The sequence below is a fragment of the Actinorhabdospora filicis genome (assembly GCF_030269765.1).
Taxonomy (GTDB): Bacteria; Actinomycetota; Actinomycetes; order Mycobacteriales; family Micromonosporaceae; genus Actinorhabdospora; species Actinorhabdospora filicis.
In genome coordinates this window covers 541375-553744 of the sequence record NZ_BSTX01000004.1, presented here as the reverse complement: position 1 = coordinate 553744, position 12370 = coordinate 541375, and the positions used below count along the sequence as shown (strand labels likewise).

The following is a 12370-nucleotide window of genomic DNA, read 5'->3' as shown; positions in this document are numbered from 1 at the left end:
CAATCCATCGACCTGGGAGCAGACGTGGCCAACCCGTCCTTCGACATCGTCAGCAAGCTCGACATGCAGGAGCTGGACAACGCGATCAACCAGACCGCGAAGGAGCTGTCCACCCGCTTCGACTTCCGGGGGACCAACGCCTCCGTCGAGCGCACCGGCGAAGAGGCGGCCGTGCTGACCGCCGAGACCGAGGACCGCGTGAAGGCCGCGCTGGACGTGTTCAAGGAGAAGCTGATCAAGCGCGACATCTCCTTGAAGGCCCTCAAGCCCGAGGAGCCCCGCGCCTCCGGCAAGACCTACAAGATCGACTGCTCGTTCACCGTGGGCATCGCCCAGGACGTGGCGAAGAAGATCGGCAAGAAGATCCGCGACGAGGGCCCCAAGGGCGTCCAGGCGCAGATCCAGGGCGACCAGATCCGCGTCAGCGGCAAGAAGCTGGACGACCTCCAGGCCGTCATCGCACTCCTGAAGGGCGACGACACGATCGAGGTCCCCCTCCAGTTCACGAACTACCGGTGACGACCCCCTTAGCGCAGCACGAGCGGCGCATCCGCCGCCTCTTCCGCGAGGGCATGGTCCTGGTGGGCCTGGCCGTCGCGGTCGCGGCGGGCTGCGGCGTGCTCCTGGCGACGACCCCGGTCCCCTGGTGGCTGGCCACGGCCGGGATCACCGCCGAGCTGATCGTCGGCTACCAGGCCCTCGGCACCGCCGTCGCGGGCATCCGCGGAATCCCGGGAGTCGACCCGGCGCAACTCTCGGGAGCCCTCGGCGCCCTGGCCATGGTCAAACGCTTCCGCCTGTGGTGGCTGTGGGCGTGCTGGCCCTGGCCGATCCTCATCGTTGGCGGCGCGGCGTACTGGGAATCGGTGGCCTAACCACCGGGCTGCCGGTCGTAGATCTCGCGCAGCCACGGCGAGCGCACGACCGGCAGGCGCGCGAGCGGTCGGCGGGTGCGATGACGAGCGCACCATGGCGGCCATCACCGGACATGACGGCCTCACGGACGAGCCCATCGGCAGGTGCCAGGAGCGCACGAGACTCGCCGAAGCGCTGTTCGAAGCGCCGGTCGCCGACGACAAGGCGCGCGCCGCCGGACGCGCGAGCAGGTGGGCGAGGGTCTAACCGACGACGGCCTCCCAGGGCCCCGTGAGAGCCGACGGGCCGCACGATCGCGGCCGGGACACGACCGGCTCGCGGAGAGAAACTCGCCCGAGGACTGGCGGACAACGAAGGCAAGACCCGGGCAGGGCACGCAAGCCCGTGGCATGAGGCCCGCCCGAAGACAGGAACGAGCCGCAAAACCGAGCCGGGTGCGATGCGCAGCACGACGCGAAGGAACTAACCCGGGCAAGGTGACTGGCGGGCTACGGGGTCAAGACCCGGGCACCAGACGGAGCTTGTTGTTTTAGAGCTGGGCACAGTGACTGGCGGGCAACGGGGTCAAAAGCCTGGTGGGGTCGAGAGCTTGTTGTTCTAAAACCGGGCACGGTGACTGGCCTGCTACGGGGTCAAAACCCGGGCAAGAGACAAGCTTGTTGTTTTAGACCCGGGCACAGTGACTGGCTCGCTACGGGGTCAAAACCCGGGCACCAAACGAAGCTCGTTGTAGTAGAGCCGGCCCGAGACGGCCCGCAACCCGCGAACAAACCGCGCCCCCGTGACCAGATCCGCTGAAGCTCGCTCGGGATAGGAGAGGATCCTCCCTCGGTCGGCCGGATGGTTCTTCGAACGAGGGTTCTCGGGGTGTCAAGACAGCACTTCCGTCTTGACACCCCGGGGTTCATCGTTCACCGTCGCAAAGGCCGAACGCGGGTGGAGCCTCCCGAGAGAGGTCCGGCGTCCAGGGGCCGCACCCCTGGTCGGGTCCCAGGGGTGAAACCCCTGACCAGACGGCGAGGAACGACTAGCGCCAACGTGGCGAATAGCAGAGGGCCGATCCGCGGGGCGCCAGACAAGAAGCCAGACAGCCCGCAATCCTCCTAGAACAACCCCGCGTGATCCCTCGCCCAATCCCCATACCCCCGCGCCGGCCGCCCCAGCACCAGCTCCACCTCCTCCGTCACCGGCGCCTCCACGTCCTCCAGCGCCGCCCACCGCGCCACGAGCGAAGCCACCAGCCCCGCCGCCGCTCCCGCGGCCGCCCCCGCCGCCCCCGGAAACCCCGCCGCGAACCCGAAGGCCGACACCTCCCGCACCTCCACGTGCACCCCGAGCGCGTCCCCCACCGCCGCGGCCATCTCCCGGTGCGTCACCGCGTACGACGCCAGGAGGGGACGCCGGTACAGCAGGTCATCTCGCCGCAGCGCGTGCGCCGCGACCTCGGCCACGTCGCGCGGGTCCACCACGGGTTCGGCGAAGTCCGGGTACGGCCAGGGCACGATCCCCGAGCGGACCGAGGGCCCCCACAGCGGCAGGGCCATGCTCGTGTACACCCCGGGCCGCAGGGACACCCATTCCAGCCCGCTGTCCACGACCGCTTCTTCACATTCGCGGTTGCGGTGCCCGAGGACGCGTGAGGGCTGGAGTGCCAGGGGGTGCTCGATGTTGTACGCGGCCAGGGCGACCAGGCGCCGGACGCCCGCCGCGCGGGCGGTCGCGGCGAACTCGGCGCAGCTCTCCCCGATCGCGGCGGAGTTCAGGAAGGCCGCCGTGACGCCGCCGAAGTCCACGGTGGACGGGTCGGAGGGGTCGGCGACGCAGACGTCGACCGAGGGGTCGAAGCGGGCGGCGGGGTCGCGGGTCACCGCCCGTACCTTCGCGCCCTGTGCGACGAGCGTGGACACCAGGTGGCGGCCGACGTTCCCGGTGGCTCCGGTGATGAGGTACATGCGGGTCTCCCCTCACGGCGTGGATGACGCTCTAAGGGTGAGCCGGGCGGAGAGGAAAGTCGTCCCACCGTGGGGGACACCCCGGGCCTACTCCCCGGGTGGTACGGACGCCAGGTCGGCCTCGATCCAGGCCGCGAATGTCGAGTAGGCCTTCTCGCGGCTGAGCTGGAGCGCCTCTCGCAGCGCGGCGACGGCCTCGTCGACGCGGCCGGCGGCCAGCAGGATCCGCCCGAGGCCGCGCAGGGCGTACACGGTGTGGAGGGGACGGCGCAGCGCGCGGATCTCGGTGAGCGCGGTGCCGATCTGCGCCGTGGCGTCCTCCATGCGGCCGCTGCCCAGGTAGGCCTCGGCGAGGACCACGCGGCAGGCGCCGATCTCGACGCGGTCGCCGACGGCGGCCAGCAGCGACACCGCGTTCTCGGCGGGCGCGACGGCGCCGCTGTGGAATCCGGCGAGGTTGCGGGACGCGGCCAGCCCGCCCAGGACGCGGCCCTGCCCGGGGACGTCGCCGACGGCGGTGATCTCGGCGAGCGCGCGGCTGAAGTGGGCGTGGGCGACTTCGGCGTCGCCTTGGACGTAGGCGGTGAGCGCGCGTTCGCGCAGGAGCCAGCCGAGTTGCGCGCGTCCGCGGACGTCGGCGGCGTCGAGTCCGCCGAGGCGGGCGTGGGCCCAGTCGTAGGCGAGGGTCGCGGCGGTGGGGCGGCCGAGCATGCGGGCGGCGTAGGCGATCTGGACGGCGGCCGCGGCGGTGAGGAGGGGGTCGGTGGCGGTGCGGCGGACCCATCCGGCGGCGCGGAGTTGCTCGGTGTGGCGGCCGAGGGCGCCGTAGGCGCGGGACAGGGCCAGGCGCATGGTGACGGCGGCGTCGTGGTGGACGGTGGCGACGCGTTCGAAGAGGGCGATGGCCTCGGGCAGGTGGGCGTGCAGGTCGAAGACGTTGACCAGGCAGGCCGCCAGGCGCCAGGCGGTTTCGGTCTCGCCGATGTCGATGGCGTGGACGACGGCGCGGACGAGGAGGTCGTGGTCGTCGGCGAACCATTCGGCGGGGGCGTCGCGGACTTCGGCGTCGTCGACGGTGGGCGCCCAGGGCGGGAGGGGCGGTGTGGGGTGGTAGCGGTAGCCGAGGGCGTCGTCGGCGTGCCAGGCGAGGGCGAGGAGGGTGCGGTAGGCGCGGCGGAGGGCGGCGTGGCGTTCGTGGGCGTCGTCGTCTTCGGCGAGGCGGCGGCCGTAGCGGCGGACGAGGTCGTGGAGGGTGTAGCGGAAGCCGCGGCCGAGTTCGACGATGCGCAGGAGCTGGGCGTCGACGAGTTCGTCGAGGACGCGTTCGGCGTCGGCGACGGTGGTGTCGAGGAGGGCGGCGGCGAGTTCGGGGCCGAAGGGCGCGTGCGGGAGGAGCCCGGCGAGGCGCAGGAGGCGCGCGGGGCGGGGCGGGAGGTCGCGGTAGGAGGCTTCGAAGACGCGCCAGAGGTCGCCTTCGATGAGTTCGTCGAAGACTTCTTCGTCGGTGACGCCGCGGCGTCCGGTGCGGGAGGCGAGGATCCGCAGGGCGAGGGGGTGCCCGCCGGAGAGGTCGACGAGGCGTTCGGCGGTGGGCCGGTCGATGCGGCGGTCGACGCCCTGGGCGAGGCGGACGGCGTCTTCGCGGGCGAGGACGTCGAGTTCGAGGGTGTGGGCGCCGTCGAGGGCGAGGAGGCGGCGGCTGGTGACGATGGCGGCGCTGGCGGGGTGGATGGGGAGGAGGTCGCGGACCTGGGCCTCGCCGGAGGCGTTGTCGAGCACGATGAGGAGGGTCAGGCCGGTGAGGACGGAGCGGTAGAGGCCGAGGCGGGCGTCGTGGTCGTCGGGGACGGTCTCGCCGTGCACGCCGAGGGTGTGCAGGAGTTCGCCGAGGACGTCGTGGGAGGAGCGGGGTTCGTCGTCGGCGCCGCGCAGGTCGACGTAGAGGATGCCGTCGGGGAAGAGTTTGGCGTTCTCGGTGGCCGCGCGGACCGCGAGGGTGGTCTTGCCGACGCCGCCGAGCCCGGTGACGGTGATGGTGGCGGGGTGCGGGTCGGTGACGTTGTCGGCGAGGACGCGGCGGACGCGGTCGCGCTCGTCGCCGCGGCCGACGAAGTCGCGCAGGTCCTCGGGGAGGCGGTGGGGGCCGCCGCCGGGTGTGGCGGGCTCGGCGGCGTACCAGGAGCGCAGGGTCGCGCGGGAGGGTTCGAGGTCGTCGCGGAGGATGTCGCGTTCGAGGGCGGTGAGTTCGCGTCCGGCGGTGCCGCGCACGGCCTGGTAGGTCTCCAGGGCCTCGGCGGCGCGTCCGCGCAGGGCGAGGCCGAGGACGAGGAGGTAGGTGAGGCGGGGCCGGTGGGGCGCGGTGAGCGCGAGGCGTTTGAGTTCGGCGACGGTGGCGGTGTGGTCGCCGGTGAGGGTCTCGGCGGCGTGGACGAGTTCGACGACGTCGAGGTGCTCGCCGGACATGGTGTCGGCGATGCGGCGGAGCCGGTCGGCGTCGACGCCGTCGGCGACGGGGCCGCGCCAGCGGGCCAGGGCGCGGCGTCCCTCGTCGCGGGCGCCGGTCCAGTCCCCGGCGGCGGCGCGGGCGCGGGCGCGGGAGGCGAGTTCGCGGAAGACCGCGAGGTCGATGACGGTGCCCTCGGGTGGGAGGAGGATGTAGCCGGGTTCGCGGGTGATGAGCGCGCCGTCGAGTCCGGCTTCGGTGAGGACGCCGCGGAGGCGGTGGACGGCGATCTGGAGCTGGTTGGCGGCGGTCTTGGGGGCGTCGGCGCCCCACACGGTGGCGATGAGGTCGGCGGCGGGCAGGACCTTGCCCGCGTTCAGGACGAGCGCGGCGTACAGGGCCCGGGTGCGGGCGCCCTTGATGGGGCGGACGTCGTCGTCGACGGCCACCTCGGGGGACCCGAGCACGCGCAGCTCGATCATCGAACTTTCTTCTCCACAAAACCGGGACGTCGATGGTATCGATCCCAAGCCGGGCCACCGGTGGCGGCGCGCGCTTTTAGAACAGTGTGTCCTGTTCGGGCGCCTTGCGGCGGCCCAGGTCGAGGAGGGTGACGTCGAGTCCTTCGACGGGTGCGCCCCCGCCGTCGACGACGGGGCGGCCGGTGAGGAGCCGCAGGTCCAGCAGCAGCGATCCGGCGTCGGTGTCGAGGACGGCGTCGCGCCCGGCGAGGCAGCGCAGGACGCCGGTGAGGGTGGCGTCGTATTCGATGTCGGTGACCTCGTGGTCGGGTCGCGGGGTGCCGGTGAGCCCGTAGGCGTCGCGCAGGTCGGTGATCTCGCAGGGCGCGACGGTGAGGTCGGTGGCGTCGATGAGCGCGGCGAGGCGGGCGTGGGCGGCGCCGAGCTCGGCCTCGGCGTCCGGCGCGGGGCTCCATCGTCCGCGGGTCTTGGTGCGGTGGCGGAGTCGTTCGGTGGCGACGCGGGACGCCGAGGCGGCCAGTTCGGCGCGGCGGATGGGCCGCAGGGGGCCTTCGGCGAGCCAGGTGAAGGCGAGCGCGGCCTGCTCGGTGAGCCGGTCGCGGCCCCGGTCGACGGCGGTGAGCCCGACCTTGACCAGTCCGGGCCCGAAGTGGGCCAGGTACAGGCGGAACGGGCGCGGGTCGTCCAGGGCCTGGCCGCGGGCGAGGGCCTTGCCGGGGTCGGTGCGTTCGCAGGGTTCGCACTGGCCGGAGGTCCGCTGGGTGGGGATGATGGCGGTGCTGGGGCAGTCGACGCGTCCTTTGGCGGGTACCCAGACGCCGACGCATTGGCGGACGCCGGGGAGCCGCCAGCTGACGGTCTCGCCGAGCGCCAAGGGGGACTCGGTGCCGTCGGCGAAGCGCAGGGCGGCCCGCCCGTCGTGCCAGGAGACGTTCGTCAGCGGCGACGGGGGCATGCGGGGTCTCCTCGGTTCGGGGCCCGCCAGTTTAGGTGATGATGCCGGCCCGGACCGCGATGATGACGGCGTGCGCGCGGTTGCGGGCGCCGAGTCTGCGGTAGAGGTGGGTGGCGTGGCTGCGGACGGTTTCGGTGGTGAGGCCCAGTTCGACGGCGATGTCGGTGAGCGCCGAGCCCGAGGCGAGGCCGGTGAGGACCTCTTTCTGGCGGCGCGTCAGCGGCTGGATGGTGGGTACGGGGGCGCCGGGCCGTTCGCGCAGCGCCGCCTGGAGTCTCGCCGCGCCGGTGATGGCCGTCTTGAGCGCGGTGAGCTCGATCGAGGTGAGCGTGGCGGTCTGGTAGCCGTCGGCGACGCAGTCGGCGTGCCGTGCGACCTGCCGCCACTGGTCGGCGAGTGCGGTCAGTCTCGGGTCGCCGGCGTGCACCGGCCGCGTCCGCGTCATCGCGGGCATCGGGATCCTCCACAGTGGAACGGAGTGCGGGAATGGCAATGTAGAACGGATCCGGTGCGGGGTTTGGGACACGGTGTGCGACGTCATGCGTTCGGGCGACGGGATGGGCGGTTCAGCGGACGGGGGATGGGACGGCAGGGGATTTTCAGGACATCGGGCGGGTGTCGGATGTCCGACGCGGGGACGGAACGGCGAATGGGCCGATCACCGCAAGAGTGGTGATCGGGCCATTCGCGTGGGGCGGAGTCCCGCCCCGCTCCTGTCACGCCGGAGTGGAGGCCACCGGGCGTCCCAGGCGGTAGGAGAGGCGGCAGACCACGGCCGAGGTCCGCCGCCGGACGGCGCGGTCGATGACCGTGCCGCGGTTGTTGCGAAGGACGCGCTGCCAGGCCGGGCCGGGTTCGACCTCGCCGATGAGGACGACGACGCGGCGTCCGGGGTAGCGCTCTTCGATGAACTCGGCGATGGGGCCGCCGAGGTCGCGGTGCGGTGAATAGATCATGGTGAGGGCGACGTCGGGGTGCCAGGCGTCCCACTCCCGGTAGAACTCCGCGCCTTCCTCGTCGCCGTAGACGACGCGGACGGCCATGACCTCCGAGCCCATGGACATGGCCGCCGAGATCGCCTCGCGGCTCATGGTGGACACCGTCTGGACGGGCACCACCACGACGGGCTTGTCGCCGGCGGCGGGGGCCTGCGGGACCGCGCCGAGGCCGAGTTCGCGGCCCATGCCCTCGTAGGCGCGGCGGACGCGCAGGAAGCACCACACCAGCAGCGGCAGGGCGACGACGATGAGCCAGCCGCCCTCGGTGAACTTGGTGGCGGTGGTGACGACGGTGGCGATCGCGGTCAGCAGCGCGCCGAAGCCGTTGAGGTACAGCCGCCGGCCGCGCCCGCGGGTCCACCAGTGCACGACCATCCCGGCCTGGGCGAGGGTGAAGCCGACGAAGACGCCGATGGCGAACAGCGGCACCAGCGCGTTCATCCGCCCGCCGGAGATCACCAGGATCGCCGCCGACAGCACCGCCAGCACGAGGACGCCGTAGCGGTGGACCTGCCGGTCGGCGCGCAGCGCGAACACGTGCGGGAGGTAGTTGTCGGCGGCCAGCAGCCGCGCCAGGACGGGCAGGCCGCCGAAGGAGGTGTTGGCCGCCAGGGCCAGCAGGACCATCGTGGTGATCTGGACGAGGTAGAAGCCGATCCCGTCGCCCAGGGACGCCTGCGTGACCTGCGCCAGGACCGTCGTCCCATCCTGCGGGTGGATCTGGAACTTCCCGATCAGCACGGCGATGCCGATGAGCATGACGCCGAGCAGCCCGCCCAGGGCCAGTTCGGTGCGCTGGGCGCGCTTGACGCGGGGCGCGCGGAACGACGGGACCGCGTTGGCGATGGCCTCCACGCCGGTCAGCGCGGCGCAGCCGTTGGCGAAGGCCTTGAGCAGCAGCAGGACGCCGACGGTCTGGACGGTCCCCTGCGCGGCCGGGGGCGCGGCGGCGGGCGCGTCGCGGAACATGCCCACGACGATGACCAGCATGATCGCGCCGACGTAGAGGGCGGTGGGCGGCATGAACGAGCGCGCGCTGTGGGCGATGCCGCGCAGGTTGATCGCGGTGATCAGCGCCAGGACGCCCAGGCACAGCCACACCGTGTAGGGCAGCAGCTCCGGGAACGCCGAGGTCAGCGCGGCCACCCCGGCGGCGACCGACACCGCCACGTTCAGCAGGTAGTCCAGGACGAGGGAGGCCGCCGCGACCAGCCCGGCGTGCCTGCCGAGCCGCGCCTTGGCCACGCCGTAGGCGCCGCCGCCCTCCGGGAACGCGGCGATCACCTGGCGATACGAGAAGGTGAGCACCACCAGCAGCACCGCGATGGCGATGGTGACGGGCAGGGTGAAGCCGAGTCCGGCCCCGCCCGCGACGGCGAGCACGAGGACGATCGCCTCGGGCCCGTAGGCGACCGAGGCCATGGCGTCCAGCGACAGCGCGGCCAGGCCCCCGGTCACGGTGAGCCGGTGGCGGTCACCGGTGGTGTCGCGGGGTGGGGCCGTGCGTTCGGGGGGTTCGGCGAGTTCGGTCGTCACCACCCGAGCATCGGCCCGCGCGGTCCCGGGCGCCATGGTCCCTGACGGGTCCTTGACGGTGAGCGGGCCGGTATTGACGCAGGTCAGTCGCGCGGGGTGAAGACCGACAGGTCGATGCCGGGGAACACCTCGGGCATGACCCGCCGGAACTCGTTCGACTCGCGGGATCCGGCGCTCTCGGCGCACAGGGTCTGGACCCAGTACCAGTAGCCGCGCGAGGCCAGCATCAGCTCGAACCACTCGGCGAAGGCGCGGCCGGTGTCGTAGACGTCCTCGCCGTAGTAGTGGTAGACGACGGTGGGCCCGGAGGTGAGGGCCGAGCAGGCCTCGGGGATGAAGGTGTCGAAGGGCTTGACGTCGCGGAAGCGCTCGTCGGAGCCGGGGAACCACACCATGTCCGTCCAGTCGCCGTAGACCTCGCCGATCGGCACGATCTCGACGTACCCGGAATCGGACAGGTCGCCCTTGGCCACCGAGGACACCGTGTGCCGCCACTCCAGGCTGAAGGAGCCGACCTCGCGGTAGAAGTCGAGGAGGTCCTCAGGGGCCTCCTTCTCGAAGCCGTCGAGTTCGGCGGACGGGGTGGGCTCGCCGATCTCGGCCGAGACGATCTCCACGCGCGGGTTGGCGCGCAGGTCGTCGAGCATGGTCTCCAGTCGTGCCCGGACGTCCCTCATGTCACAGGTCTCCCTTGAACGCGCCGATCTCGTTGGCGATCTCCCAGCGGCCGCCGCCGGCGTCCTTGCCGCCCTCGTAGAGGGTGTAGTCGGCGACGATCTTCTTGGCCATGCCCGGTGCGACCGCCTTGTAGATCGCCGAGGTCGGGCTGCCCAGCTGCTCGGAGGTGGGGTGGCCGCTGTAGTCGGCCGACACCTCGTATTCCACCACTTTCTTGTCCTGCAGCAGGGCCTTCTTGACGAAGGTCTCCACCTTGTGCAAGTGGGTGGAGTTGGTGCTGCGGGTGATCGGGGTCATGTTCTTCATGGTGTTGCCCGGGCCGCCGATGTTGTGGTTGAGCAGGTGACCCTGCACCAGCTTCGCCGCGGTCCACTTGCGGGCGGCGGTGCCCTCGTCGGGCCACCAGGGCGGCACGACACTGGGGACCGAGCCCTCCGGCAGCTTCCCGGGGTGCAGTTCGGCGTGCATGATGGTGCCGCTGCCGTTGTACAGGCCGCCGTACTCGATGTAGGGCTTCCCGGTGTACTTGCGCTGCACCGCGATCGCGTTGCTCACCGCCTTGTTCCCGGCCGCCTTCTGGAGGTCCAGGATGGACATCGGCGCGCTGGTGGACATGCGCGGTTTCGCCCGCGCGGGCGCGGCGTGCTCCGGTCTGATCTCGTACTCGTGCATGACGGGCCTCCCCAAGCCGACGGCAACACCCCCATGCTCATATCCCAAGGTCCACAGTGAACAGTCCTAAAGAGGCAGTCGCGGGGGCACCTTCGGTCACTTGGTGACGCCCTCGTTCTCGATCTCCCACGCGTCGCCGTAGAGCTCCTTGCCGTTGGTCTGGTACACGGTGTACTCGGCGCGCAGGGTCCCCGCCATCAGCGGCCCGTACGTGGTGTCGATGTCCTTGGCCACGCCGTCCTTGGCGCCCAGGCCCTTGCCCGTCGGGTGCTTCTTGTACTTGGCCGTCACGTCGTACTCGACCACGTGCCCCAAGTTCAGCGCCTCGTCCTTGACGTACTTCTCCACCTTGGCGTGATGGGCGCTGTTGGCGCTCTTGGACAGCGGCGTCAGGTTGTCCATCGTGTTGCCCGGCCCGCCGACGTGCTCATTGAGCAGATGCCCCTGGACCATGTACTTGCGAAAGAACGCCGCCGTGGCCTTGTGCGCCGTGCCCGCCTTCACCGCCGCCTTGTGCGGCCACCACTTCGGCCGCACCGACGGCTTCCCACCCGTCTCCAGCTTCCCCGGGTGCAGCTCGGCGCGCATCCGCGTCCCGCAGCCGTTGGTCAGCCCGTCGTAATCGATGTAGGGCGCGCCGGTGAAGTCGCGCTGCACCGACACCGCCCGCGCCACCGCCGCGTTGCCCGCCGAGCGTTGCAGCGCCAGTAAAGCGTGGGACGGCGGCAGCCCGGCGGCCGAGCGGGCGACCGCGCGCGGCGGCGGGGCGGGACGGTCGTGCTCTCGCATCGGTGGCTCCTTCCGGGCGGAACTCAAGAGAACCCGCCGATGCCCGCGTTAAACAGGTTCGCGCGGGCAACCGCGCGGACTACCCTCGCGGCGTGATCAGTCCCGTCGTCGCCGCCAAACTCGCCGCGCTCGGCCCCGCCGGGGACGCCTGGCAGGCCGCGCTGCCCGCCCTCCTCGACGACCTGTCCCGCGAATGGGACCTGGAGCTCGGCGAGCCGCTGGACGGCGGCACCGCCGGGCTGGTCCTGCGCGTGCGGGCCGCCGGGCGCGACGCGGTCCTGAAACTGGCGATCCCCTGGGACAACGCCGCCGGGGAGATCCGCACGCTGCTGGCCGCGCGCGGGCGCGGCTACGTCCGCGTCCTGGCCGCCGATCCGGGACGGCTGGCGATGCTCCAGGAGAGCCTCGGGGACAGCGCCTGGAACCTGCCGCCGGTGGACGCGGCGGTCACGCTGACCGGCGTCCTGCGCGAGGCGTGGACCCTGCCCCTCGACATCGCGCCCGAGGTCACCCCCGCAACCCACAAGGCCGCGCAGCTCGCCGAGATGGTCATCGAGATGTGGGAGGCCCAGGACCGGCCCTGCCCGCGCCGGGTCGTCGGCCTCGCGCTGGAGTACGCGCGGCGGCGCGCCGCGGCCTTCGACCCCAGCGCGTGCGTCGTCGTCCACGGCGACCCCCACCCCGGCAACGCACTGCGCCGCGGCGACGGGTTCGTCTTCGTCGACCCCGACGGCTTCCGCTGCGAACCCGCCTACGACCTGGGCGTCATCCTCCGCGACTGGCCCGACCTGATGCTGGCCGACACCGGACTCGCCGACCGCGTCTGCGACGCCCTCGCCCGCGAAAGCGGCCTCGACCGCGCCGCGATCTGGGAGTGGGGCTTCCTCGAACGGGTGTCCACCGGCCTCTACCTGGAACGCTTCGGCCGGGACGGCAGTCGCTTCCTCGACAGCGCCGGAATGTTGGCCGATCGGGTCTGAAGGGGCAGA

The 12370-nt window shown here is 72.1% G+C and carries 12 protein-coding genes; 4 read left to right on the top strand and 8 right to left on the bottom strand.

The window, feature by feature from the left end; genetic code table 11:
• The first annotated feature begins 63 nt into the window (after positions 1–63).
• The 3 genes from QSK10_RS27620 (at position 64) to QSK10_RS27610 (ending at position 1122) form a co-directional block, all read left to right on the top strand.
• On the top strand, positions 64–519 hold the full coding sequence (locus QSK10_RS27620; RefSeq protein WP_285666445.1) for a YajQ family cyclic di-GMP-binding protein: 456 nt from the start codon (positions 64–66) through the stop codon (positions 517–519).
• Positions 516–875, top strand: coding sequence for a hypothetical protein (locus QSK10_RS27615; RefSeq protein WP_285666063.1), 360 nt, complete (start codon positions 516–518; stop codon positions 873–875). Before QSK10_RS27620 ends, QSK10_RS27615 begins: the two co-directional genes overlap by 4 nt.
• Before the next feature lie 94 nt (positions 876–969).
• The gene (locus tag QSK10_RS27610) at positions 970–1122 is read left to right on the top strand and encodes a hypothetical protein (protein ID WP_285666061.1); all 153 of its coding nucleotides are present in this window, start codon (positions 970–972) and stop codon (positions 1120–1122) included.
• A gap of 857 nt (positions 1123–1979) precedes the next feature.
• On the opposite strand, the gene QSK10_RS27605 is transcribed toward QSK10_RS27610, so the two are convergent.
• From QSK10_RS27605 to QSK10_RS27570, 8 genes are all read right to left on the bottom strand, one after another.
• The gene (locus QSK10_RS27605) at positions 1980–2828 is read right to left on the bottom strand and encodes an SDR family oxidoreductase (protein ID WP_285666060.1); all 849 of its coding nucleotides are present in this window, start codon (positions 2826–2828) and stop codon (positions 1980–1982) included.
• An 87-nt stretch (positions 2829–2915) separates the two neighbouring features.
• Entirely contained in the window at positions 2916–5753 is a 2838-nt protein-coding gene (locus QSK10_RS27600) for an AfsR/SARP family transcriptional regulator (protein ID WP_285666059.1), read from the bottom strand.
• 76 nt (positions 5754–5829) lie between these two features.
• A complete protein-coding gene (locus tag QSK10_RS27595; protein WP_285666058.1) occupies positions 5830–6708 on the bottom strand; it encodes a DUF2797 domain-containing protein in 879 nt (292 codons plus the stop codon).
• A 31-nt stretch (positions 6709–6739) separates the two neighbouring features.
• Positions 6740–7162, bottom strand: coding sequence for a helix-turn-helix transcriptional regulator (locus QSK10_RS27590; protein WP_285666057.1), 423 nt, complete (start codon positions 7160–7162; stop codon positions 6740–6742).
• Between the two features lie 262 nt (positions 7163–7424).
• A complete protein-coding gene (locus tag QSK10_RS27585) occupies positions 7425–9242 on the bottom strand; it encodes an APC family permease (protein ID WP_285666054.1) in 1818 nt (605 codons plus the stop codon).
• A gap of 83 nt (positions 9243–9325) precedes the next feature.
• The gene (locus QSK10_RS27580) at positions 9326–9919 is read right to left on the bottom strand and encodes a hypothetical protein (protein WP_285666053.1); all 594 of its coding nucleotides are present in this window, start codon (positions 9917–9919) and stop codon (positions 9326–9328) included.
• Between the two features lies 1 nt (position 9920).
• Positions 9921–10592 (bottom strand): DNA/RNA non-specific endonuclease, encoded by a 672-nt coding sequence (locus QSK10_RS27575; protein WP_285666052.1) that lies wholly within the window; start codon positions 10590–10592, stop codon positions 9921–9923.
• Positions 10593–10688: 96 nt separating this feature from the next.
• Positions 10689–11381, bottom strand: coding sequence for a DNA/RNA non-specific endonuclease (locus QSK10_RS27570; RefSeq protein ID WP_285666051.1), 693 nt, complete (start codon positions 11379–11381; stop codon positions 10689–10691).
• A gap of 92 nt (positions 11382–11473) precedes the next feature.
• Here QSK10_RS27570 and QSK10_RS27565 point away from each other — a divergent pair, with 92 nt between their 5' ends.
• Positions 11474–12361, top strand: coding sequence for an aminoglycoside phosphotransferase family protein (locus QSK10_RS27565; RefSeq protein WP_285666050.1), 888 nt, complete (start codon positions 11474–11476; stop codon positions 12359–12361).
• Positions 12362–12370 lie beyond the last annotated feature (9 nt).